Here is a 24,574-nt window from a genome sequence, read left to right as displayed (position 1 = left end):
ACCTTTCTTATTTTTATATTATTTAAAGTATAGTAGATGCAAAGTGTATTATAAGGTATCTGATTTTATGGTATACCAGGCAAGAATTTTGTTAAAATCAGGGACTGTGCGCTGTGTATTTATAGGCTTGTGTTTCGCTTTTGCTTTTCCACAGCCACTTGCTGCATTTGATTTTTTCGGCATACCTTTTTTTGGTCAAAAGAAAACAAATTCTCCTTCAAATTATGCCAAAAGTACAGAGAGATTTTATAAAGTTGATGTTGTTGCACCGCCAGGCGCGCCATTAGAAGGTATAAAAATAGTTAAATCTGTTTCTTCTCTTGTTGCTGATAAAGAGAAAGCATCCGCCAGTTCTTCTGGTTTGCTAGCCAAGGCGCGTTCAGATTATCGAGCAATTCTTTCTGCTCTTTATGCTGATGGACGCTACGGTGGTGTTATTAGTATTAAAATTAATGGCTTAGAAGTCGCTGATTTAAGTCCGGTAACTCAACTTCCAGCACAATCCAATATTGTTATTACAATTAATGCCGGTCCACAATATGTTTTTAGTATTGCAGATATTGATAAAGTAGCTCCGTTTGAAAAACGTAAAGCGCATAAAATGCCCACAATTGAAGAATTGGGCTATAAAGTTGGGGCTATTGCTAAATCTGAAACCATTTTGAAAGCAGAAAAATGGGCGATAGAAGGATGGCGTCAACAAGGTTATGCTAAAGCTAAAATTATGAAAAGTGAGGTCGTGGCTGATCATGCTGCGTTGCGTGTTGAAGGACGGATTGTTGTTGATCTTGGACAAAAGGCTCATTATGGTCCTTTAAGTGTGCGTAATATAAGTAATAAACCACGTGTAGATTCAGCTTATATCGCATGGATGACCGGATTGAAGCAAGGTCAGAAATACGATTCCGATGCGTTAGCGAAGGCAAATGAACGTCTTGCGCGCCTTGGTGTTTTTCGCGCTATCAATATACGTGAGGCTGATACCATTAATCCAGATGGCACTTTACCGCTTTCACTTGTTGTACAAGAACGTAAACCGCGTCGTTTTGGTGTAGGCGGTAGCTATTCAACATTAGATGGTGCTGGTTTTGAAGCTTATTGGATGCATAACAATCTTTTTGGTCATGCAGAGGTTCTTAAAATTGAAACAAAAATAAGTGGTGTTGGTAGCAATAAAAAGCAATCGTATAATTTTAAAAATTTTGATTATCTTTTCGGTGGTACGTTTATAAAGCCTGGTGTACTCACGCCAGATACAGATCTCAGGTCAGAATTAAAAATACAACAAGATGTTCTAGAAAATTATACGACAAAAGCCATCAAAGGAAGATTAGGGATTACGCATATTTTCAATAGTAATCTATCGGGACAGGCTGCTGTAGAAGTTTCAAATGGTTATTCACGTGATATTTATTTTGGGAGCCGTAATTTTACAACAATAGGTTTTCCTAGCGGTTTGATTTACGATAGTCGTAATAATAAGCTTAATGCAACAAAAGGTTTATATGGTGAAGTTTTCATTGAGCCTTTTTATGAGATGCGTTTTAGCAACTTTGTTGCAAAAGTAACAGCAGAAGGTCGTTCTTATTGGGCGTTGGATGAAGGGGATCGTTTTGTTTTTGCTACGCGGGCAAAGCTTGGTACAATTCTTGGGAATGATACAGCACAAATCCCCGCGAATACGCTTTTTTTTGCTGGTGGTGGGGGCTCTGTTCGTGGTTATGCTTACCGTAATATTGGTATCAAAACAGAAAATGATGCGGTTGTTGGTGGACGGGCAGTTGTTGAGGGATCGGCAGAATTGCGTGTTTCTTTAAATGATAAAATAGGGTTTGTCGGTTTTCTTGATGGAGGTTTAGTAGGGGAAAAGGCGAATTTTGATTTTTCTCAAAAAATTAAATGGGGAGCCGGTATAGGAGGTCGTTATATGACGGGTCTTGGTCCTTTACGCGTTGATTTAGCCTTTCCTTTAAAGAGAGAGAAGGGTGATCCTCGCATTGGTTTTTATGTGGGTATAGGGCAAGCATTTTAATGAAAAAAGGTGTACATTTATCAGCTTTCTTCTTTGTATTTTTGTTTTTTGGGGTGGGTGGTTTTGTTTTTGCGCAAAGAGGAGATACTCTTCCCTCTAGCGAAATGAAAACAGATGATCGCTCATGGTTTGTTTCTTTAATTGAACGAAAGCTTTCAGCACCCAATCGTCAAGTTCGTTTACACAATATGCAAGGGACACTGTCTTCTCAAATATCAATTGATGCTATTACTGTCAGTGATAAAAAAGGGGTTTGGCTTAAAATTACCAATGCTAAAATGGATTGGAATCGTCTAGCGTTGCTGAGAGGGCGGATGGATATTAACCAGCTTTCGGCAGAACAGATTACATTTTTACGCAAGCCGCAAGGCAATTCTTCTTTTGTTTCTTCCCTAGAGACGGGTAAGTTCTCTTTACCAAAATTGCCGCTTGCTCTTTCTATCAATAAGCTCACAGCTCAACATGTGACATTTGAACAGAATCTTTTTGGTTTTTCTGCTGATATGTCCTTAAAAGGTAATTTCACTTTAGCTAGTGGTAATTTTGATGTCGATATAGCGGCGCATCGTTTAGATGCACCGGGTTCTTTTTCTATTCTCACCAAGATATCTGATAGTAATCGTACAGCTCAAATTAATATTTCTGCTAACGAACCACAAAATGGTATTTTGGCGAATATTTTTAACATTGAACAACGTCCAGCACTAAATCTCGTCGTGAAAGGTGATGGTACTTTTGATGATTTGGTTATCAAACTTTCTTTAGAGTCCGATCATCATTCTATTTTAGAAGGTGATGTTATTCTTGCAAGTGTTCCAGAAGGACACAGTTTTTCTACGAAACTAGAGGGAACACTGAGCCCTTTAATACCTTCTCAATATCGTAGTCTCTTCGAATCTGATATAACATTAAAAGCAAAGGCAAGAAGAACAAAAGAAGGTGTGACACACCTTGATCAGATGGTTATTCAGAGCAAAGCAATGAATGTTATAGCCAATGCTGAAATAACTGCCGATGGATTTTTGCGGCGGCTTTTTGTTGATGGCAAAATGGCTCTTGATAACGAACAGGAGTCTGTTCATTTACCTGTATCAGAAGTGCCAAAACCTGCCAATACTCTTGCTTTGAACATTGACTATGGTCGCGAAGGGCAACAATCTTGGAATGGGCGGTTGGTTGTAGGCCATTTAAGCAATAAAAATATTTATATTCGCGATGCAATTTTTGATATGGGAGGAGTAAGCGAAAATCTTGATAATGCAGCTTCTCGTCATGTTGGTGTTCAGGTTAAAGGGACGCTTCAAGGGGTTAAAAAAATTAAGGGAGCGTTAGTAGAAAATTTAAGCCAAGCGGTTCATGTGCATTTAGATACGGATATTATTTCGAATAAACCAATTTTGATTCATGATCTGAGTGTTACGGCTCAGGGTTTTTCTTCTTGGTTAAAAGGGACAATGGAGGGTTTTGTTTTTAAAGGCGATCTCGGTTTAAAAGCTCAAACATTAACTCCTTTGGAAGTGTTCAGTAAACAATCACTTTCTGGTAGTGCAGATATTAAAGCCAAAGGAACGATCAATTTATTGAGTGGCATTTTTGATCTCCAATTATCAGGAATGGCTGACGATATGAAAATAGGCGTGCAGTCTTTTGATCGTTTATTCAAAGGAAACATCACTCTTTCAGGTGGTGCTACTCGAAATACGAAGGGTTTCATTTTTCGTCATTTTAATTTGAAAAATCAATATACAAACATAAAGGCTAATGGTTATTTTTCAGATGAAAGCGCTAAAATGGATCTATCTGCTGAAATATCTGATTTGTCCAAATTAGATCCAAAGATAAGCGGTGCGCTTACGATTGAAAGTACGGCGAGAGGGCGCAATAGCCATATAAAACTAAATACACGTGCCCATATTGCTGAAGCATTAATCGTAGGGAAGAAACTTCAAAACACAACATTTAACATAGATGTACTTGTAGATAATACAGCACCAGTTACTGCTTTAACGGGGAGGGTAAAAGGTGAAGGAATTTTTGCTAAGAAACCTTTGCATTTATCGGCCTCTTTTAAAGATTCTCATAAAATTCGAAAACTTGAAAATATCGATATTAGAGGGGGAAGTGCAAAAATAACGGGTGCTCTTTCTCAACAACTTGGGGGGTTTTTGAAAGGAGCGTTGCATATTGATGCCGATGATATTTCCGTACTTTCAGCGTTATTTTTGCAGGATGGTAGTGGAAAAGTAAAAGGAGATTTTATTTTTGATGAACAAAATGGCAGACAAAAAACCAATGTGAAGGCGCATGTTAGCCATTTGAATTTTTCCAAGAATAAAATCAAAAAATTGGCAATAGATGCTGACATATTCGATCCTTTTGGCATGACACAGTTTGAAGGAGTTATCAATGCAGAACATATTCAAACACCTTTGATAATGGTCAATCGTTTAAATGCTCACGCCGATAGAAATAATGGACAAACGGTTTTTACTGTCCAAGCGATGTTGCATGATACTCTCAATGCACAGCTTTCTGGTCGTTTAATGGTTGAGGAACTTCCAGAAAGTATAAAACGAGAAGTGCAAATTGAAACTGTGGATCTAAAACAACATACTTTTCATGCAACATTGCTGAAACCATCCATAATTGCTTTTGATAAAGATGGAATGACAATCAATGAATTAGGAATTGCAATAAATGGAGGCAACATCATCTTAGCAGGGAATATTCAAGATACCCTGAATTTGCAACTTACAATGAATGCGCTTCCTGCTACTTTAGTCAATCTGTGGAAAGCCGATCTTGGAGCAGCAGGGAGTGTAACAGGGCATGTTATGATTCGTGGTCATTTAAAAAAACCTGATATAACTTACGATATAAAAGGTGAGGGACTGACAACCGTTGCTTTTCAAGATAAAAAAATTATGCCTTTTTCTCTTTCTGCTACGGGAAACACTGTAGATCAAAATCTTACTTTAAATGCAAATTTAACAGGAGAAGGAGTACAAGCACAAGCTCAGGGGCATGTATCTCTAGAGAAAAATAAGCTTGATCTTCATATTAATTTGCAAAATTTATCTGCACGTTTGGCAAATGGTTTTATTGCAGGACAAGCGCTTGACGGGGCAATGATAGGCAAAGTTGATATTGGTGGAACAATGAAGGATCCATCTGCTCATTTTGAGCTTTCTAGTCAAAATTTAACCGCTATGACGCATAAAGGACCAATGTCAATCAATATAAATGCTCGTGGTTCTTATAAAAAATCGACTTTTCATATTGAAAATATGATAGCTACTGGAGATAAAGGATTAGATCTTTCCATCCATGGGCCTGTATCTCTTAATGGTTCAGAGGCAAAATTAAACGTTAAAGGGATAATGCCTCTTGATTTTGTTAATCTCTTATTAGCCAAGCGTGGTGCACATATAACGGGTACAGCAAGAATTGATACAGCTCTTAATGGGGCGTTGTCAAAGCCACAATTGCTAGGAAATATTTCTATAGGCGACGGTAGCTTTTTTGATTCACAAACAAATGTAGGGTTGAATAATATAACGCTTGAAGGCAAATTGAACGGTGATCATATCCTTATAGAGAAAGCTTCAGCTTCTTCGTTTGAGGGGGGGAGAATTTCTGCTTCAGGTCGTATCTCTAATGATCTAGAGACAGATTTGATATTTCATCTTGATAATGCCAATTATAATGATGGTTCTATGATTCTGGCAACATTATCAGGTGAGATGACAATGACAGGTCATTTTTTAAATGATCTTGTTCTTGGTGGTGATATCATCGTTGAAAAAGCTGAAGTTTTTGTTCCTGATAATTTTAAAAGTGCCAAGTTTCTTGATGTTAGAAATAAGAATTTAACTAAATCGATTCAAACAACACTTGAACGTGCTGATGTTAAGAACACGGACAAAAGCAAAAGCCGTATAGTTACACAAAAGTCTTCATCTGTCGTGCTATCAAATATGCGTATTACAGCACGCAATCAATTTTTTGTACGCGGAAAAGGGTTAGATGCTGAACTGGGAGGACGCATTAATCTAGCAGGTCCATTGAATGATGTGCATCCAGTTGGTGAATTTAGAATGATTCGTGGACGTTTTGATATTCTTTCGCAACGTCTTAATTTTGATCAAGGACAAGCGAGTTTTAGCGGTAATCTTAATCCTACGGTTTATTTTGTAACCAACAATAACAGTGGTGATATTCAAGTCACTGTAACTGTAAGTGGGACGATTGATAATCTTGATATTAATTTTTCTTCACAACCGAATTTGCCTCAGGATGAGATTTTGGCGCGTTTGATTTTTAATCGCTCTCTTAATGAATTATCACCATTTCAGATTGCTCAACTTGCAGCAGCAGCGGCTGATCTTGCAGGTGCTTCTAATACATCTTTGTTGAATACTTTACGAACTAAAATTGGGCTTGATGATCTTGATGTTATCGTTAATGAGAAAGGTAATACAGGCTTACGTATTGGACGCTACATACACAATAATATTTATTTGGGCTTTGAAGCAGGGTCCGATGGAACGACGAAAGGGACAATTAATTTAGATATTTCGCGTCATCTCAAAGCTAAAGGTGCCATAGGAAATGAACAAAATTCTAGTATTGGTCTCTTTTATGAAAGAGATTATTAAAGATTTAATTTAAAAAACAAATTCTTCATTTTTTGTCTCTCATTTCTAAATCTGAGGAAGGAGACATAGACTAGAAATCCTATAAAAGAAGAAGATTTTTTGAGGCGTGAAGAAATATATCTGAAATATTCGATTTTTGTTTATTGTGTTTTTGAATGAGATCACTTTTCTTATAATGAATAGCCCCCCAAACAGAACACTCCAAAATATAACACTATTGTGTTGCAAATTCATGTGCTTGTTTTAAAGAAACATTTCTCAGTGTGCGCTTGAGCCTATTTCATAAGATTGCTTGTGAAATGATATAAAGTACCTCTTATGAATGGTATAAAATCCATACTACCATTGTTAATAAAGGTATAAGTATTTATTAAAGATATAAGCCGGCATTATCATTCTATTTTCCAGCTTCTCATGTTGCCGACAATCTTTTCACTTGAAAATGTAGAGGTATTTTTATTGCTTATCTTAAGAGTTTTTATGCATACACCAATATCTCTTATGACGTACAACAAGTGCTTTTGATTAATTCATCATAAATATAAAGAAAATTCACAATAAGCAAATTACATCTTATCTTTTATTTAAGATGTAAAGTAATAAATTATGATTATAAATCAAAGTATTAAAATGCAGGTCAAAAGATATTTTTTGTAAAAATGTTTATCAGAGTTATATGTCATATTTTTCTATTTAGGCGGTTAAAAGAAAGAGGAATGTCATTTTACTTTTCATCTGTTTTTTTGCATATTGAAATCATAGCCTTATATAAGCACTAACGTTGTGCATTTATAAACTCTTCAAGAAGTTAAGGTATTGGAGGAATATCACTTTAGTTTCGGATGTAGAAAAAACAGCAAAGCTTGCTTTAAAGCAAGCTACAACAGTAAAAAAGTTTTATAATAAATCTTCTCTTATTTTTTCAATGTTTTTCTTTTATGCTGAGTGTATCTATAATTTGCAGCATAATTTATAATTGTCAGCCTATCCTGTTGTACCATAAAAGACCGACATTTGAGGTGCGGTGATATAAGGCATGTAAGTCTTTTTGACAAAGTATTTTGAAAGCACGTGGTGAATATTTAGGGTAAGCCTTGTATAAGTGAATCACATAAGTTGTTATCAAGTGGAACGAACTCAATAAAAATCTGGATTGTTTACAGATCAGATTGGGTAGAATCTTTGTCCTTTAAGATGTGTGGAGAAAAAATTGTCAGTGCAGGGATAAACACGGATAAAGGTTGTATTAATCCAGATTCATCATCATAATCTGGGGCAATTTTTTCAAACTTTGATGCTCTCTCTTTTAGGATTCGCAACATTTATGAATGTTTCAATACTTATTTGAGGAAGGGAAGGGGTTTTTGAAGTTTCATTGTTAAAGTCAATTGTATTCAACAAAATAGCGAATAAAGTTTTCATCTAAATCCAAGAAGCTTATTTCCAATAAACCATAAATTCTTTGCCAATTCTTGATTGCAGTAATACTTTTTCTGGTAACAAACCTTTTTTATAAATGGAGCATTACCTTCTATCCATTTTTATTTCAAATCTTATTTAAGGATCTAGAAATTAGGAGGTATGTTTTTAAACTGGATATTATGAAGTTTTTTATAAAACCCATGTTCTTTTGCTAGCAATTCTTTCTGAGTACCTTGTTCAATCAGTTGTCCATTTTGTATGACCACAATTTTATGAGCACGAGCAATCGTTGAAAGGCGATGAGCAATAATGATCGTTGTGCGTCCTTTGGTAAGGTGTTGAATGGCTTCATTAATTTGTGCTTCGGTGTGTGAATCAAGCGCACTCGTTGCTTCATCAAGAATCAGAATTTCGCTATCGTGAATCATTGCTCTAGCGATAGCGAGCCGTTGTTTTTGCCCCCCTGAAAGGTTACAGCCATTATCACCTATCTGTGTATCATAACCATTTGGCAAACTCATAATAAAGTCATGAGCATTTGCTGCTTTTGCTGCTTCGATAATTTCGTCATCACTAGCCCCTTCTTTTCCAAGTCCGATATTATATTTAACAGTTCCTTGAAAGAGAAAAGTATCCTGTCCTACATAGGCCATCAGGTTTCTCAGAGAGCGAAATGTTGTGTAGCGAATATCTTGATCATTAATCAATATGCGTCCTTTTGTGGGGTCATAGAGGCGCATAATAAGGTTGATAAGGGTTGACTTTCCCGAACCGGATGGTCCCACCAATGCTGTCATTTTTCCGGCTTCTATTTCTAGGTTGATATCTTTCAATATCATTTTGTTATTAGTGTATGCAAAAGAAACATGTTCGAAACGAATAGTTCCCTGCGTTTTACTCAGATCTTTAGCTTCTTTATGTTCTATAACTGTAAGGGGACAATCGAGTATTTCAAACATTGTACGGATATTGACCAAGCCAGATTCAATTTTGACACGTACATTTGCTAGCCTTTTTGCGGGTTCATACGCTAAAAGTAAAGCAACAATAAAGGACATAAATTCACCTTGAACACCTGCGCGTTGGGTTGCAAGATAACCGGAGAAACAAATAATACCTGCAATGGCAACACCCGTGAGTGTTTCCATAATCGGATTGGTAATAGCTTCGAGTGTTGCAATATTGTTTGTTTGTTTTTCAACATCACAAATGGCTTTGTCCATTCGTTTTTTCATGACTTCTTCTAGTGAAAAGGCCTTTATGATTCGAATACCAACAGCCGTTTCCTGTACGATTTTGATAATTTCACCAAGTGAAAGGAGCTCTTTTTCCATCAGGCGGCGAACGCGTTTTAAAGCCATTCGAACGCCTAAAAAAGCTAGTGGACCTACGATTAAAGTAATGGAGATTAACACAAAGTTTTGAATGAACATGACAAGCAACAGACCACTAACGGAAAGCAAATCACGTACAAAAGTTGTGATAATAGTATCAATTATATTACGTACAGCTGTCGCATTATGAGTTACACGAACAAGAAGATCAGATGAAGTGTTATTATGATAAAAAGAAACTCCTTGTTCCATAAGTCGTGCAAAAATTTTACGCTGTTGTTCAGCAATGATACTATTGCCTGCTTTATTTAGAAAATAAGTTTGGGAAAAAGTTGCGACTCCTTTGAGAATAAAGATAAAAGCAATGAAGCTAGAAATCAAAACAATCATAGGAAAATTTTGTGCATCAATAATCTGATTAACAACATCACGCATAATCCATGCACTGGTTGCCGTGGTACAAGAAATGATGATCATTGAGAAAATAGCTGCACTGTACCAACGCATATGTTTACGAAAATTTTCTCGCAAAAGGCGGATAATAAGATGTTTATCAAAAGAGGAAATTTGTTTTTTAGCCATGAAGTGCTTCCATATTCTCTCATTATTTTATGCAAGATTGAAACATTCTTAATTAAAAAGCCTCTTAATCTTTTTTACAAAAATAGCCTTTTCTTTCAAGGTTCATCATATCAATTTCACGACGGCGAGAGTGAAAAATGTAGTGCAAAGTTTCTGTGAAAGGTATAACGAAAATTCGTTGTTCATCATTATTTTTAATTTTCAATAAAAGGCAACGGCGAATTTCACCATCGTATTTACCAATTTCCATATTGTGATAGCCTTTGGCACTTGAAATAGCTCACAAAAAACATTTCTGCTTTTTTAATAATTTTTTATGTATCATCTCCGTTTGTGATGTGTAAGCAAACAATTTTGCCGCATTGCATGATAAGAGAGCTTGAAATAAGAAGACCTTACGATGTTTGAGCTTTCTCATTTAATATGCAAAATAATGAATTCTTCTTATAAATCGATAAAGCATTATTAAACTCTTAAAAGGATTTATACACATTTATAAAACCTTAAAAGCACCACAAAAACTCCATGTGGTGCTTCTAAATAATACTATACGCATCATTTTGGTGAGTTGCACGCTGATGAGTTGCATGCAAATATTATTCCAATGCAAAACTATTTAGGTGCTATCACCATCATCATTTGCCGGCCTTCAAGCTTTGGCTCCAATTCGATTTTGGCAATTTCACTTGTATCTTCTTTCACACGCTGAAGAAGCTTTAATCCAAGATCTTGGTGAGCCATCTCACGACCACGAAAACGCAAAGTAATTTTTACTTTATCACCGTGATCAATAAAGCGATGAACAGCCTTGAGTTTGACTCCATAATCATGGACATCAACATTTGGGCGCATCTTAATCTCTTTGATTTCGATGACTTTTTGCTTCTTACGTGTTTCAGCAGCTTTTTTTTGGGTTTGATACTTTAATTTGCCCAAATCGATGATTTTACATACGGGTGGCTCCGCATTTGGTACAATTTCAACCAAATCAAGCCCTGCATCTGCAGCCATAGCAAGAGCTTCTTGTATCGCAACAACCCCCTGATGTTGTCCCTCATCATTGATAAGCTGAACATGAGGTACTCGGATATCCTGATTTGAACGTGGTCCGTCTTTTTGGGTAGGTGTCATTTTAAACGGTTTACGAATGGTTTATGCTCCTTAATTTTGATTCAACTACAGTTAATTTAATATACAATTATGCGCCTAAAAACAACTATAATTCGCGCCTTTTTCATTATTTGATTTATTACTTTTTGGAATGATTTAGATTATAAAAGTTTTTTTCTTAATTTAAAGAAATTGTTTTATGGAGGATAAAGAATTATGGATCAAAATATTCCTTGTCAGTTTTTTTCGTTTGAGAACACTGCACTTGCAGTACGCTATCGCAAAGGGCGCCAATCTCCAGGTTTGGTTTGGCTTCATGGCTATTTATCCGATATGTCAGGGGATAAGGCGATGTTGGTTGATAGTTTTGCTCAGAAGAATGATTTGTCTTGTTTACGGTTTGATTACTCTGGACATGGAGAATCAGGTGGTGATTTTTTTCAAGGAACGATTTCACGCTGGGTTAAAGAAAGTTTAGCGGTTTTTGAAACTTATTGTGAGGGTCCACAAATTTTGATTGGCACCTCTATGGGCGGGTGGATTGCGCTCAAGCTTGCTATGATGCTAGCACAGAAAAATAAGAAGCTTGCTGGCATGGTCTTGATTGCGCCAGCTCCTGATTTTACACAAACATTGATAGAATCAGGGTTGGGTCGAAAGGGGTGGAAAATTTTAGAAGAAACAGATCATATTGAACGATCTGCGATTAGTTATACGGAGCCGGTTCCCTTTACAAAAGTATTTATTGAAGATGGCAGAGACAACTGCGTTATGAAGGGATGTATAGATGTTGGATGTCCAATCCATATTCTACAAGGAATGGAAGATGTGGAGATACCCTATCAGCATACTATGACTTTACTTGATCATTTGCCTCTCCATGATGTAACATTGACACTCGTTCGTGATGCTGATCATCGCTTTTCTCGTCCGCAAGATTTGGATTGCCTCGAAACGGTATTGAGGTCATTGATTGACCGGATTAATGCGGGAGAAGGGTCAAATTCATTGATGATGAAGATATAATGTATGAGCATTTCTAAACAGCATTTTATTTTTTCTGATCGCTCTGTACCTGTACAGGTGCGGGAAAATAAGTGCGCGCGCCGTCTTACTTTACGTATTGATGCGAGCGGACAGAGGATTTGTGTAACAACACCACCAGCGATAAGTCTCTGTACGATTCAAAGTTTTATTGAAAAGCATCGGTCTTGGATTGAGGCACGTCTTGCTCGTGTACAAATATCTCATGAAAATGCTTATCTCAAAGAGGGGGCAACGATTCCTTTATTGGGTGTTTGCCATTCCATAAAGCATAGAGAAGGACGTGGGGTGACGGAAATTATTGCAGGAGATGCAGAACAAGAACCTCAAATTATCGTTTATGGTCAATTAGAATACCTCCCAAGACGCATTGCTGACGTTTTGAAAAAACAAGCAGCACGTGTTATAACACCTTTGGTGGCACATTATGCCCATAAAGTAGAGCGTAAAGTCAAATCAATTTGTTATAAAGATACGAGAAGTCGTTGGGGGTCTTGTTCAATAGATAAGCGTCTTTCTTTTTCTTGGCGCCTTGTTATGGCACCAAAAGAAGTTGTGGAATATGTTGTTGCTCATGAGGTTGCTCATCTTGTTGAAATGAATCACGGTCCAAGATTTTGGGCTCTTTGTGAAGAACTGTGTCCTGATAGTAAAACGTATCGTGCTTGGTTGAAGGAAAATGCTCATAGATTGCAAGCAATTAATTTTGATTCATATAATTTAAAGGCGTAAAAAACTTTCCAATGAAGGCAATATTTAACGGAACTTTTTGTTGAGTGTTTTGTTGTGTGTGTACTTGCTCATGCATAATGAGGAAGCCATTGAAGCTCTCAGCACGATTGTTCTCCCCTGCTTGGTTTGCTGAGTGTCTTCAATGTTTTTTCTTTATCTTTTTTGTAATTCAGCGTAAAAACTTTAAGTTCCGATGACTTATAAAAAATGGGAAGGGGAGCTTATGCCTGTTCTTACAGATCCGCTTCAGCTATTACAGAGACTTATCCGTTGTCCTTCTGTTACACCTCATGAAGCAGGGGCTTTATCAACTTTGGAACAATTTTTGAAAAAAATGGGATTTCATGTTGAGCGCCCTATTTTTACGGATAAAAATACAGATAATGTTGAAAATCTTTATGCAAAAATGGGAAATGAAGGACCCCATCTTATGTTTGCAGGTCATACAGATGTCGTACCACCAGGCGCATTGGATGAATGGACCTATTCACCTTTTGAAGCTGTCATAGATCAGGGGAAATTATATGGGCGGGGTGCTGTTGATATGAAGGGCGGAATCGCTTGTTTTATTGCGGCGCTAGCGCGAGTTCTTGAGAAACGGTCCATTAAAGGAATGGTAAGTTTTTTGATTACCGGTGATGAAGAGGGACCTGCTGTTAATGGTACCGTCAAACTTCTCAAATGGGCAGAAAAAAAAGGCGAAAAATGGACTGCAGCTCTTGTAGGGGAACCAACAAGTGTAAAAACTGTTGGGGATGTCATCAAAATTGGTCGCCGCGGATCGATTTCTGGTATCATTACCGTGAGAGGTCGTCAAGGTCATGTTGCTTTTCCAGAGCGGGCTGCTAATCCCTTGCCTTTAGCAAGTAAGCTTATTCAAGCATTGACACAAACTGCTTTAGATAAAGGGACAGAGGATTTTCAACCCAGTAACTTAGAGCTAACAAGCATCGATACCGGTAATTTAGCGGTCAATGTTATCCCAGCGCAGACAACAGTTCATTTTAATATACGCTACAATGATCTTTGGACAAAAGAAACACTGATGGAGGAAATTAAAAAGCGTCTTTCTTTGGTGCAATCAAAAAACAATGATGATAAATCTCCCTCTTATCAGCTTGAATGGATTCCAAGTTTAGGGGATGTTTTTTTGACCAAAAATGATAAACTCATTCAAACTTTATCCAATGCTATTAAAAGTGTAACAGGGAATATACCAGAATGTTCCACTTCTGGTGGTACTTCAGATGCGCGATTTATTAAGGATTATTGCCCAGTGGTTGAATTTGGCTTACCAGGGCAAACGATGCATATGGTAGATGAGTGTGTAGCCCTTGATGCAATGGAAACGCTCACTACTATTTATGAGCGTTTTATTGTTGATTTTTTTGCATGAAGAAATGATTGCTGGTTCAAAAATACCTTTATCTTGTTGTGCCATAAGATATTGCCATTTGAGGTGTGGTAATATGAAATGCGTAAGACTTAATATATTAAGTGGGTTTAGAATAAGTGATGAATATTCTTAAGTTGTGATTTTTGTCTGTAGAGTCTTTAGTTAAGTGAATTACATAACTGGAAAGCCAAGAGGGACCTGCTTTAAGAAGCAGAACTGTTTACAGACCATATTGGATTAAAAATATTCGTTCTTTAAGTGTAGAAAGGAAGTCAACGCGCAATCATATAGGGAAAACAATGAATATTATATCACAATTGTGTGATGACAGGTTGAAGCCATAAAGACATACAAAAACATGCTGCTATTGTAAAAAGTTCGTACAACATAAATGCGCTCATTCACAGCTCATGTCTTCATATAGTTTCTGCACTCTCATAAAAGGTACTTCTTGTTTCAATTAGCCTCTCTTAGAGTAAAGCCCATATAAATGCGCTTTAAGTTTGTTTTATTTCATATATTTTCCCCTTCTTTTTTGTCCCTAAAAACTTCCATTACAAAGTCATTACGAGATAGAAGGTGAGCTTATTTAATCAGCTTTAATATTGGTTATGATAAAGATACACAGAAATTCTTTTGTAGCAGCACGTTGACTTCTTTAGCCAAGGATTGTCCTAGTATTATTCTCAATTTTTTAATAAAATAACCTTAAAGGACGCGTACAGATACTCATAAGCATGTACGCATACAAGTAAGATCATATGGGATTAATATCGTTTCGCTCGCTAACAAAGCAATTTCGATTCATATCTGGTATATTTGCCATTTGAGTGCATTATTTGTTTAATAAAGCTCATGATTTTGCTGTGATCTATAAATCAATACCGATCATACAGCCGCGTATCTCAAATAAATATTGGTTCAGTATTTTTTGCGACAACAGCTTTTATATGCCAGAATAGGATAAAAGTATTGTGTATATCTATTTTTTGTAATCTCTGAAACAGACATACAACCACAACCTGATTGAGGGAAAATATAAAGGTGAAAATCAGTGTGCTTTTTTACTCTCCTTTTTTATTCGGTTTTACGGTTTTCAAACTTATCTAGAGTAATATCTTTTTAAATAATTAGAGATTGATACATGGTTTCATGCTCATTTCTCTGGTTCTTTAAATGGTGCCACGATTTCATAAAGAACAATATATTATCGTATTATGCATTCACATACTTGTTTTAAAGAAATTTTCTCAATGTTTGTCACATTCGTGCCACTACGATGCTTATGAATAGTGTAATATAAAATTTTCCGTGAAGTGTATAAAGTCTACAGTGCTTCACTATCTTTACGTTTATGAAAAAAAGTTAGACCACCACACACTTTCTAGCTCAAAATATTGCGATAGCTTTTAGCACTTAAGAGTGTTCATAAGAGTTCTTTTTACTTCTTTTTATAGCTTTTATCCATACACTTCTCTACTTTTAAGGTGTAAGCAAATGGTGGTAACTAATTTACTGTAAATAGTTTTGAAATGAGAGTATCTCACGATACTCTAATCTCGCCTTTTCTATGAAAAATGATGATTATGATTAAAATAAGTATGTTGTTATAAAAACTTTAGTTTGCGAGTTGGCTGATGATGTGATCAAGAACAATACGTCCTTTGGTTGTCGCTTTTAAGCGTTGGTTATCCACCATTTCTATCAATTCTTGGTGTTGTAAATCGATCAGTTTTTCCATTGGGATGCGTTTAGGGCTTAAGGTTTCATAGCGTATAAGTTCTAAGCCTTCGCTAAGGCGTAATCCCATAAGGAGCATTTCATTTGCCTGTTGTTCAGTGGTTAAATGTTCCGTTTCAATACAGCCATGTCCTGTTGTTTCTACCAAATTAAGCCACTGTTCGGGATGCTTTTCATTTATTGTGACATAACGTTCGCGGTTTTCAAGGTGTGATGACAATGTTTTTGAACAGGCAGAGGAATGATTCGGTGCGTGCTCAATGAAACGTCCATGTGCTCCTGGACCAAAGCCTGCATATTGGTGATAACGCCAGTAAAGAAGATTGTGTGCTGATTCAGCACCGGGTATTGCATGGTTTGAGATTTCATAGGCAGGAAGTCCATGCAGTGCTGTTATTTCTTGGGTAAGATTATACAGATCTGCTGCTAGCTCTGATGGGGGAAGGATAAGTCTTCCTGCATCATGAAGTCGTTTAAAGGCAGTTCCTTCTTCGATTGTCAATTGATAAAGAGAAAGATGGTCCGCTGCCAAATCAATTGCTTGTACGAGTTCAGATTTCCATTGTTCAAGGGTTTGTTTGGGGCGGGCATAAATGAGATCAAAGGATAAACGTGGAAAAATTTGCCGTGCTAAATCAATGGCACAAAGAGCTTGTTCCACATTATGGAGTCGGCCAAGTTTGCGCAATGCTTTATCATTGAGCGCTTGTATTCCTAGAGATAAGCGATTAACACCTGCCGCACGGTATCCACGAAAGCGTTCTGCCTCCACACTGGATGGATTAGCTTCTAATGTAATTTCAACTTTATCATCAACTACCCATTTTTTTGCAAGTGTTTGCAATAGGGCATCGACAGTTTGCGGCTCCATAAGAGAAGGAGTTCCTCCACCAATAAAAATACTTGTAATATGGCGTGGGCCTATTTTGTGGTATTGCGTTTCTATTTCGCGCTTAAAGGCGGTGACAAAACGTGGTTGATCAACACCATGGATGCGAACATGCGAATTAAAGTCACAATAAGGACATTTAGCTGCACAAAAGGGCCAATGAATGTAAATGCCAAAAGGTTCATTCATGAGAATGCTAAAAGGTTTTCTGCCAAAAGTTTGAAAGCACGTGCGCGATGTGAAAGAGGGGGAATATCATTACATTTCCAGTTGTGTTTTTGCTCTGTTGACATTTCTCCAAAGGTATTTTCATATCCATCTGGTAAAAAAATAGGATCAAAACCAAAGCCTTTGTCTCCCCGTGGAGGCCAAATGAATGTTCCTTCAACGCATCCGCGGAAGTAATCTGCATGAGCATCAGGCCATGCAATGCAAATGACGGATATAAAACGGCATTTTCGTTGGCTTTTTTCTTGCGCTCCGACTTTTTGGAGTTCATTTTCTATTTTTTTCATAGCTTTTGGAAAATTACGTGTGCCATCGGCTTGAATTGCCCAATCAGCGGTATAAACGCCTGGCGCACCCTCCAATGCATCTACCTCTAAGCCTGAATCATCAGAAAGGGCAGGAAGTCCTGTCTTTTTCGCTGCTGAAAAAGCCTTAATATAAGCATTTTCTTCAAATGTTTTTCCCGTTTCTTTTGGTTCTGGCAAGCCCAGTTCTTTTGCCGATTGTATTATTAAACCGAAAGGCGTAATTAAAGTAGTGATTTCATGCAATTTGCCGGTGTTATGTGTAGCAATGACAAGTTTTTTATCTGCTATGCTTCTCATATAGATTTCTCCAAAAATGAAAGGGGAACTATTTTTGTGCTAAAAACCAGCTTAAATACTCATATACACACATTCTGCTTAATTTTACATGATATGATTATTTTACACGTTTTATGATATTTTATTCCAATAAAATTTTTTATCTTGTATAAAGATAACCTTGCAAAGATATGAAGGACATGTCTTTTTTATAATAGCATTTTTATGGTAAATTTCCAATTTCCGGCTTGCTCTAAAGGGTGAAATTTTTTATTTACAACGGCTTTTAAACAATCCAGATTCTCTTGGCAAGTCTCTACAGTAGACTACTTTGTAGATCAACTCTTAATCTTAAATATTTTTCACACACTCTAACAAAAAATACCTCTTGCGTAATGTATCAATCATCACTCTGAAAGCTAGAATTTTACGGTTCAATAGGATAATATGTTCTATACTACTTTAGACTATTTGACCAAACCTTGGCAAAACTTATATAAGAGATGAGGATTTTAAAAGTAGTGAAACAATTGTGATGAAGCACAAAACTATTGATAATGAACTAAAATATCTTGATGAACGTTCGCGTGATATTTTTCGCCATATTGTTGAAGCTTATCTTAATGATGGTGAACCTGTAGGGTCACGCAATCTTTCGCGGCTTTTACGACAGACATTATCACCTGCGACGATTCGCAATGTGATGAGTGATCTTGAACATCTCGGTTTGATTTATGCACCACATGTTTCTGCGGGTCGAATGCCGACACAATCAGGTTTACGCTTTTTTGTAGATGCATTTATGGAAGCGGGTGATTTGCCAAACGAAGAGCGAGAAAATATTGAAATGCAAGTCAAAGAGGCAGGTCATGCACAATCGGTTGAACATTTTCTTGTTCAAGCAAGCCGAGTTCTTTCAGATCTTTCACGTGGGGCAGGGCTTGTTTTAGCAACAAAACAAGAAGGAACATTGAAACATATTGAATTTGTGCGCCTTGATAGGGAGCACGCTCTTGCCGTTTTGGTGACTCAACAAGGTGAAGTTGAAAATCGTATTGTTCATTTGCCAGAAGGGGTTACCCATGCACAATTGACGGAAGCAACGAATTTTCTCAATGCCCATATCCAAGGACGTACATTGAGTGAAGCTAAAGGGGAAATTGCCCGCTTATGCGCAGAAACACGGGCTGCGCTTGATGATTTATCGCATCATCTTGTTGAAACGGGATTAGCTCTTTGGGGAGGAGAAGGTGCTGATCATAAAATACACCTCATTGTTCGCGGGCGTAGCAATTTACTTGAAGATGTGAAAGCAGAAGAAGATTTAGAACGGTTACGCCATTTGTTTGATGATCTTGAAACGCGTGAGAGTATGGCACAGCTTCTCGATTTAACGGATGAAGGTTCTGGGGTTCGAATTTTTATTGGTTCAGAAAATAAGTTATTTTCACTTTCTGGTTCTTCTTTAGTTGTAGCACCTTATCGTGATTCACAACAAAGAGTCATTGGTGCTTTGGGCGTTATTGGTCCTACACGGCTTAATTATGCAAGGATTGTGCCCATGGTTGATTATACAGCTCAACTTGTGTCACAGTTATTGCGTTAAAACGATGCAGGTAAGTATTTGTACTATAGAAGCTCATTGTATTATATACATCGATACCCCTTGATTTTTGTCTGTAGAATTTCGATATCGAGAATAACGAATCTTATGAAGGAATAAAATTTTTATGTCTGATGAAAAAAACAAATTTACTGACTCTTCATTTGAAAATTGTGATTTAAAAAATCCAGCTGATCGTAATACACTTAAACAGGCAGCCGATGAATTTTTAAAAACACAAAAAACAGAGGAACACGAAGACGTTGAAAAAGAAAGCAATGAGGTTAGTGATCTTTTAGCGTCTTTGCAGGATGAAAATAAAGAACTGAAAGATCAGCTTTTACGTCTTGTTGCAGATATGGAAAATCTTCGACGCCGTACTATGCGAGATGTGGCGGATGCAAAGGCTTATTCCATTGCTAATTTTGCACGGGATATGTTATCGGTTTCTGACAATCTCAATCGTGCTTTGGAAGCCATTCCAGAAGGGGCAAAGGAGAGTGATGCTGGTTTGAAATCATTGGCAGAAGGCGTTGAAATGACTGAACGTGCCATGATGGCAGCATTAGAACGTCATGGGGTGCAGAAAATTCATCCAGAGGGACAAAAATTTGATCCTCATTTTCATCAAGCGATGTTTGAAATTCCTAATGCCGATGTTCCAGATAACACTGTTCAACAAGTTGTTCAGGCAGGTTATATTATCGGGGAAAGGGTGTTACGTCCAGCTATAGTGGGTGTAGCTAAAGGAGGAGCAAAAGAAGCTTCTGGTGAAGCTGATTCTGCTTAAAATACATCAATAATAAATCTCCAACATAAAATGCAGTATTCCCTGCAATTACACATATATGAGGTCTTTTCTCAAAGAGTTTTTAAAGGGTGTTATAAACACCCTTTTATCTTTGAAGCGCCCAACTTCCTTTTACAAGATACACGGACTCGCTTGAGGGAGATGACGATGAAAATAAAACAAAGTGATCGACCTCAAAAGGAGGGATAAAAAAATCATCTTGAAAAGATAGATAAGAAGAAAGATCTTCAAGATTGATATCAAATATTCGTGCAAGAGTAATATGCGGAATAAATTGTCTTTCATCAGGCTTTAACTCTAATTTATTCCGGATATATTGCATCTTTTCATGTAAAAGATTAAGCTTTTCACAAGGTTCAATGCGAACTACAAGAGAATGGGGAGCATTTTCTGAACCAAAAACTTCAAAACCATCTATTTGTAGCATAAAAGGAGAGAGCTTTATTGTATCAAAGGCGTGCATAAGTGCATCTGCGGTAGCACTTTCAACTTCACCGAAAAAAGATAAGGTGACGTGAAAATTTTGCGGGTTGATCCATTGCGCTTTTGGTAAGCCATTTTGCAACGATACAAGTTGTTGTGTTGTTTGTTGAGGAATCTGAAGGGCACTAAATAGACGACCCATAATATTATCTCCTTATAATGAAAGATGCTATTCCAAGCACAATATAGATAATAAGGGCGAGGCATGTACCATAGAAAATAAGGCAATAGTATTGAAAAAGAATGTCTAAAAAATGCTTACTATAATTATGAGCGTACAAAGCTTATTCGTTTTAAAAAATGGTTATGATATCGATAAGAATTGCGTTTTCATGAGCTGTATCACAATGATGTGCAATGGAAGATTACTTATGTATTATATGGAAGATTACTTATGTATTATAAAGACTACAAAGTGAGCAGAAAATAAGAAAAGTTGATAGATTTTTGATGTGCGAAATTATTTTGACATCTATCTTTAGCCTAAAATAAAGCATATTCTAATACAAGGTGAAGAGTTCTCTTTTTCTGTAAAGATTTAATTATACGGTTAAGTCGGGTAATAGCCGTAATACGCAAAACTATTCAAATTGATCAAATAATGTTAGGAAAGGAAGGAAAAACTCCAGTATAATAAAATTACTATAAGCTTTTACATTTATGATAATTATGCCAATCCATAATGGATATGAATATTGGTATAAAAGTGGGAAGAGAAATTAAAATTCAAAATAATGATGGAAAGTTCCTATTTTCTAAGAATCATCATCCTTATTTATGGTGAGAAAGCGCTAGTTTTCCTCTCCAAAGTTGTTGTTGATAAGCTTTTCAAGAGCATTAAGAGCATCTGTTGCTTCTGGTCCTGAAACACGAATGGTGAGGTTGCAACCGGATGAAGCCGCTAGCATCATAAGTCCCATAATTGATGATCCACCAACGATTTTTCCATCCTTTTCAACTTCAACAGTAACATTAAAATTGTCAACAGTTTGTACAAATTTTGCAGAAGCACGTGCATGCAAGCCACGTTTATTACAGATATTGAAATGACGACTTATACATGGGAGGGTATCTTTGGAAAACATTGGTATTTTATTATCCGCTATAAAATCATACTTGGTACATTAATATATTTACGCCCTGCTTCTTGTGCTATTCTTAACGCGTCTGATAATGAAATATCAGGACATTTGCGAATAGAAATCAGTTTAATAAGCATGGGCAAATTAACACCCGCAATCATTTCAACGCGTCCTTTTTCAATAGCAGGAATAGCTATATTCGATGGTGTTCCACCGAACACATCTGTTAATATGATTACGCCATGATCCGTATCTGTATCGGTTACTGCGGCTATAACATCACCTCGGCGCTGATCTATATCGTCATCGGGATAAACGCATATTGTTGCGAACTTTTCTTGTACACCAACAACATGTTCCACGGCATGTAAAAATTCGACAGCCAGCTCACCGTGCGTTACAAGCACGAGTCCAATCATTTACGCAAACTCCTGTTAACTAATAAGATCCGACCATATTGGTGGGAAACACATTTTACAAGGCTTTGTCTTGCTGCCAAGAAAAATTTGCAAAAAAAAGGCAAAAATTGTGATTTTTTTATCTTTAGAAAAAAATTAGACAGATTTTTGCCATATTTTTCTAAACAAAAATGCTTCAATAGCTTGACAAATGGCTGTACAATCGGCTTCACGAAGAGAGGGAAGTTTTAAAAGAGGAATGTGCAAATCTTCAAATTGGAAAGTTTTATTTGTGGAAAAACGTTCATATTCTGGACCGAGAAAAATAACACAATCGATAGTTGTGTGCTTTTCAAATTCTATCATATAAAGACCAACGCCACGAATCTCGATACCGCCCTCTAAATTATCAGGAGTGTATCCGTGAAGCTTTCCATTTTCCGCACGCAACATTGTATAATCATCACTAATAAGCTTCGCTTCACGTTTTGACCACTCAGCACGGTCGAGCAAAGAAAGGGTAAGGGTTGATTTTCCTGATCCCGATGGACCTATAATTAACAGCCCCTTGCCGCCTAATTGAAGGCAATTTGCGTGGAGTATTTCACATTTTGTTTTCATGTCTTTTACTTTGGATAAAAGATTTATTTAGCGAGGGGAAGCATAATAATAAAACGTGCACCAGTTTTACACTTTCCAAGTGTAGGATCAATAATATTTTCGGCTGTAATTGTCCCATTATGAGCCTCGATGATTTGCCGACTAATAGAAAGGCCAAGACCAGAGTTTTGTCCAAAAGCATCTTCGTTTGGTCGATCTGTATAAAAACGCTCAAAAATGCGTTCAATATTTTCTGAACGAATACCTGGGCCATTATCTTCAATGGTTAAAATAAGGGTTGAAGCATGACTTTTCATAGTAATGCAAATTTTGCCACGATTCCGAGGAATAAAAGAACGTGCATTTTCAAGAAGGTTTGAAATCACTTGCCCTAAACGGAGTTCATGTCCCAATACAAGATAGGCTTTTCCATGAGGACGTGGGACAATATTAAGGCTTATATCAATGGTTTGCGTATTACGATACACTTCCTGAACAGCATGAACAAGACTTTCCAAAAGCGGTGTCATATCAACAATCTCTGCGGTTTCTCGTGCAAGCTCTGCATCGAGCCGCGATGCATCAGAAATATCTGTAATCAACCGATCAAGACGGCGCACATCATGTTGAATAATTTCAAGCAACTTCTCTTGTGCTTCTTCATTTTTAGCTAGGGGGAGCGTTTCAACAGCACTGCGTAGGGAGGTGAGAGGATTTTTTAATTCGTGGCTTACATCAGCAGCAAAGCGTTCAATGGCTTCAATACGCATATAAAGGGCATTAGTCATATCACGAATAGAGGTCGAAAGGTGACCAATTTCATCTTCACGCATTGAAAAATCAGGAATTTCTACACGCTGATTATTGCCATTACGCACTCGATTAGCCGAGGCAGATAATTTACTTAATGGATGGGCAATCGTATGGGCCAAAAAGAGAGAAAGAACCAAAAGTACGCTGCCTACAACGGCAAAAACTTTAAAGATAACCAGCCTTTCACCTTTTACAATGTTATCAATATCAGAACCAGTAGTTGAAAGAAGAAGAGCTCCAACCACTGCGCGATAGCGTTGAACAGGAACGGCAACAGAAACAATTAATTGACCTTGTCTATTGCGTCTTTTAGCCGTAGCAAGAGATCCGTTTAATGCGCGGTACACTTCTGGATAAGCAATACCACTGGTTTTTGTTTGTTCTCTGTCAAGAGCAATACCTTTGCCATAAAATGTACTTGAATACCATGAAGTAAGGCGATCCCACATGCTTTGTTCTGTTTTAAGTGGGGGTAAATCATAACTGAAAACTTCTCCACTAGAATAAAGAACGCGCGAATCAAGAAGGAGAGTAGCATCACGATCATAGATACGTGCTCTTGTCGTTTTAGGTGTGATGAGACGTCGTAAAAGAGGGGCAACTTGCTCAGGGTTAATAGGGAAATCCCAAGAATCGGTTGATTGAGGGGCGGGTGTAACGCTTTCACCAGTTTGTAACTCTAAGAGTTTTTGGGGATCAATGAGGATAGAATTTGTATCTACTGTTGCAGAAGCAGCAATAGCCCCAGCAATAATTTTTCCTTGGGTACATAAACTTTTAATTTTTGCTTCAATTAAACCATCGCGAAATTGGTTAAGGTATAAAATGCCTGTAACTAAAATGGCAAGGGCAGCAATGTTTAATATAACAATGCGACGTGTGAGGCTGGAAAAAAGCAATTGTCTAAAGAGACGTTGTGTTCGGAGATGCAAACGGGCAAACATAAGAAATGGCGTTGAGGATGTACCATTAACAGTTGTTTTTTGTAAAGTTTCCAGTTGAGAATTGTCTGTCATCGATTTGATTGCCGTTC

At 37.1% G+C, this 24,574-nt stretch carries 17 protein-coding genes; 7 read left to right on the top strand and 10 right to left on the bottom strand.

The features are described from left to right. Positions 1 to 67 precede the first annotated feature (67 nt). Complete coding sequence (locus tag ACFIJQ_RS00580; RefSeq protein WP_375627997.1) at positions 68 to 2,032, top strand: autotransporter assembly complex family protein; 1,965 nt, start codon at positions 68 to 70, stop codon at positions 2,030 to 2,032. Further along, on the top strand, positions 2,032 to 6,690 hold the full coding sequence (locus ACFIJQ_RS00575) for a translocation/assembly module TamB domain-containing protein (RefSeq protein ID WP_375627996.1): 4,659 nt from the start codon (positions 2,032 to 2,034) through the stop codon (positions 6,688 to 6,690). Before ACFIJQ_RS00580 ends, ACFIJQ_RS00575 begins: the two co-directional genes overlap by 1 nt. Positions 6,691 to 8,255: 1,565 nt before the next feature. Here ACFIJQ_RS00575 and ACFIJQ_RS00570 read toward each other — a convergent pair. From ACFIJQ_RS00570 to infC, 3 genes are all read right to left on the bottom strand, one after another. After that, the gene (locus ACFIJQ_RS00570; RefSeq protein WP_012754474.1) at positions 8,256 to 10,028 is read right to left on the bottom strand and encodes an ABC transporter ATP-binding protein; all 1,773 of its coding nucleotides are present in this window, start codon (positions 10,026 to 10,028) and stop codon (positions 8,256 to 8,258) included. Between the two features lie 64 nt (positions 10,029 to 10,092). Further along, complete coding sequence (locus ACFIJQ_RS00565; RefSeq protein ID WP_273787514.1) at positions 10,093 to 10,278, bottom strand: hypothetical protein; 186 nt, start codon at positions 10,276 to 10,278, stop codon at positions 10,093 to 10,095. 362 nt (positions 10,279 to 10,640) lie between these two features. Next, positions 10,641 to 11,159 (bottom strand): translation initiation factor IF-3, encoded by a 519-nt coding sequence (infC, locus tag ACFIJQ_RS00560; RefSeq protein ID WP_026500140.1) that lies wholly within the window; start codon positions 11,157 to 11,159, stop codon positions 10,641 to 10,643. 195 nt (positions 11,160 to 11,354) lie between these two features. Here infC and ACFIJQ_RS00555 point away from each other — a divergent pair, with 195 nt between their 5' ends. From ACFIJQ_RS00555 to dapE, 3 genes are all read left to right on the top strand, one after another. Then, entirely contained in the window at positions 11,355 to 12,164 is an 810-nt protein-coding gene (locus tag ACFIJQ_RS00555; RefSeq protein ID WP_273787513.1) for a carboxylesterase, read from the top strand. A 3-nt stretch (positions 12,165 to 12,167) separates the two neighbouring features. Beyond that, complete coding sequence (locus tag ACFIJQ_RS00550) at positions 12,168 to 12,914, top strand: M48 family metallopeptidase (protein ID WP_375627993.1); 747 nt, start codon at positions 12,168 to 12,170, stop codon at positions 12,912 to 12,914. 223 nt (positions 12,915 to 13,137) lie between these two features. Beyond that, positions 13,138 to 14,310 (top strand): succinyl-diaminopimelate desuccinylase, encoded by a 1,173-nt coding sequence (gene dapE, locus ACFIJQ_RS00545; protein ID WP_375627991.1) that lies wholly within the window; start codon positions 13,138 to 13,140, stop codon positions 14,308 to 14,310. Between the two features lie 1,618 nt (positions 14,311 to 15,928). Here dapE and hemW read toward each other — a convergent pair. Together hemW and rdgB are read right to left on the bottom strand one after the other, a co-directional pair. Beyond that, a complete protein-coding gene (gene hemW, locus ACFIJQ_RS00540; protein ID WP_375627989.1) occupies positions 15,929 to 17,128 on the bottom strand; it encodes a radical SAM family heme chaperone HemW in 1,200 nt (399 codons plus the stop codon). After that, the gene (gene rdgB / locus ACFIJQ_RS00535; protein ID WP_375627987.1) at positions 17,125 to 17,772 is read right to left on the bottom strand and encodes an RdgB/HAM1 family non-canonical purine NTP pyrophosphatase; all 648 of its coding nucleotides are present in this window, start codon (positions 17,770 to 17,772) and stop codon (positions 17,125 to 17,127) included. Before rdgB ends, hemW begins: the two co-directional genes overlap by 4 nt. A gap of 514 nt (positions 17,773 to 18,286) precedes the next feature. Between rdgB and hrcA the strand changes: the two genes are divergently transcribed. Continuing rightward, the gene (gene hrcA, locus ACFIJQ_RS00530) at positions 18,287 to 19,357 is read left to right on the top strand and encodes a heat-inducible transcriptional repressor HrcA (protein WP_273787508.1); all 1,071 of its coding nucleotides are present in this window, start codon (positions 18,287 to 18,289) and stop codon (positions 19,355 to 19,357) included. A 124-nt stretch (positions 19,358 to 19,481) separates the two neighbouring features. Beyond that, positions 19,482 to 20,144 (top strand): nucleotide exchange factor GrpE, encoded by a 663-nt coding sequence (gene grpE / locus ACFIJQ_RS00525; RefSeq protein WP_375627985.1) that lies wholly within the window; start codon positions 19,482 to 19,484, stop codon positions 20,142 to 20,144. A 106-nt stretch (positions 20,145 to 20,250) separates the two neighbouring features. Here grpE and thpR read toward each other — a convergent pair whose 3' ends face one another. The 5 genes from thpR to ACFIJQ_RS00500 form a co-directional block, all read right to left on the bottom strand. Next, complete coding sequence (gene thpR, locus ACFIJQ_RS00520) at positions 20,251 to 20,790, bottom strand: RNA 2',3'-cyclic phosphodiesterase (protein ID WP_375626189.1); 540 nt, start codon at positions 20,788 to 20,790, stop codon at positions 20,251 to 20,253. A gap of 649 nt (positions 20,791 to 21,439) precedes the next feature. Then, positions 21,440 to 21,733, bottom strand: coding sequence for an HPr family phosphocarrier protein (locus ACFIJQ_RS00515; protein ID WP_012754483.1), 294 nt, complete (start codon positions 21,731 to 21,733; stop codon positions 21,440 to 21,442). A gap of 17 nt (positions 21,734 to 21,750) precedes the next feature. After that, positions 21,751 to 22,149, bottom strand: a complete 399-nt coding sequence (locus ACFIJQ_RS00510) for a PTS sugar transporter subunit IIA (protein ID WP_375626191.1) — start codon at positions 22,147 to 22,149, stop codon at positions 21,751 to 21,753. Positions 22,150 to 22,284: 135 nt separating this feature from the next. Beyond that, positions 22,285 to 22,749: an HPr kinase/phosphatase C-terminal domain-containing protein gene (locus ACFIJQ_RS00505; protein ID WP_273787504.1), complete on the bottom strand. Its 465-nt coding sequence runs from the start codon at positions 22,747 to 22,749 to the stop codon at positions 22,285 to 22,287. A gap of 23 nt (positions 22,750 to 22,772) precedes the next feature. Further along, positions 22,773 to 24,557 (bottom strand): stimulus-sensing domain-containing protein, encoded by a 1,785-nt coding sequence (locus ACFIJQ_RS00500; RefSeq protein WP_375627983.1) that lies wholly within the window; start codon positions 24,555 to 24,557, stop codon positions 22,773 to 22,775. Positions 24,558 to 24,574: the final 17 nt, after the last annotated feature.

This window comes from Bartonella sp. TT67HLJMS (assembly GCF_042193375.1).
GTDB classification, from domain to species: Bacteria; Pseudomonadota; Alphaproteobacteria; order Rhizobiales; family Rhizobiaceae; genus Bartonella; species Bartonella grahamii.
This window is presented reverse-complemented; position numbering and strand designations above follow the sequence as displayed.

Bases quoted from the DNA above. Each gene is read 5' to 3' on its own strand.
- ACFIJQ_RS00580 (WP_375627997.1), top strand. From the start codon at position 68: ATGGTATACCAGGCAAGAATTTTGTTAAAATCAGGGACTGTGCGCTGT.
- ACFIJQ_RS00575 (WP_375627996.1), top strand. From the start codon at position 2,032: ATGAAAAAAGGTGTACATTTATCAGCTTTCTTCTTTGTATTTTTGTTT.
- ACFIJQ_RS00570 (WP_012754474.1), bottom strand. From the start codon at position 10,028: ATGGCTAAAAAACAAATTTCCTCTTTTGATAAACATCTTATTATCCGC.
- ACFIJQ_RS00565 (WP_273787514.1), bottom strand. From the start codon at position 10,278: ATGGAAATTGGTAAATACGATGGTGAAATTCGCCGTTGCCTTTTATTG.
- infC (WP_026500140.1), bottom strand. From the start codon at position 11,159: ATGACACCTACCCAAAAAGACGGACCACGTTCAAATCAGGATATCCGA.
- ACFIJQ_RS00555 (WP_273787513.1), top strand. From the start codon at position 11,355: ATGGATCAAAATATTCCTTGTCAGTTTTTTTCGTTTGAGAACACTGCA.
- ACFIJQ_RS00550 (WP_375627993.1), top strand. From the start codon at position 12,168: ATGAGCATTTCTAAACAGCATTTTATTTTTTCTGATCGCTCTGTACCT.
- dapE (WP_375627991.1), top strand. From the start codon at position 13,138: ATGCCTGTTCTTACAGATCCGCTTCAGCTATTACAGAGACTTATCCGT.
- hemW (WP_375627989.1), bottom strand. From the start codon at position 17,128: ATGAATGAACCTTTTGGCATTTACATTCATTGGCCCTTTTGTGCAGCT.
- rdgB (WP_375627987.1), bottom strand. From the start codon at position 17,772: ATGAGAAGCATAGCAGATAAAAAACTTGTCATTGCTACACATAACACC.
- hrcA (WP_273787508.1), top strand. From the start codon at position 18,287: ATGAAGCACAAAACTATTGATAATGAACTAAAATATCTTGATGAACGT.
- grpE (WP_375627985.1), top strand. From the start codon at position 19,482: ATGTCTGATGAAAAAAACAAATTTACTGACTCTTCATTTGAAAATTGT.
- thpR (WP_375626189.1), bottom strand. From the start codon at position 20,790: ATGGGTCGTCTATTTAGTGCCCTTCAGATTCCTCAACAAACAACACAA.
- ACFIJQ_RS00515 (WP_012754483.1), bottom strand. From the start codon at position 21,733: ATGTTTTCCAAAGATACCCTCCCATGTATAAGTCGTCATTTCAATATC.
- ACFIJQ_RS00510 (WP_375626191.1), bottom strand. From the start codon at position 22,149: ATGATTGGACTCGTGCTTGTAACGCACGGTGAGCTGGCTGTCGAATTT.
- ACFIJQ_RS00505 (WP_273787504.1), bottom strand. From the start codon at position 22,749: ATGAAAACAAAATGTGAAATACTCCACGCAAATTGCCTTCAATTAGGC.
- ACFIJQ_RS00500 (WP_375627983.1), bottom strand. From the start codon at position 24,557: ATGACAGACAATTCTCAACTGGAAACTTTACAAAAAACAACTGTTAAT.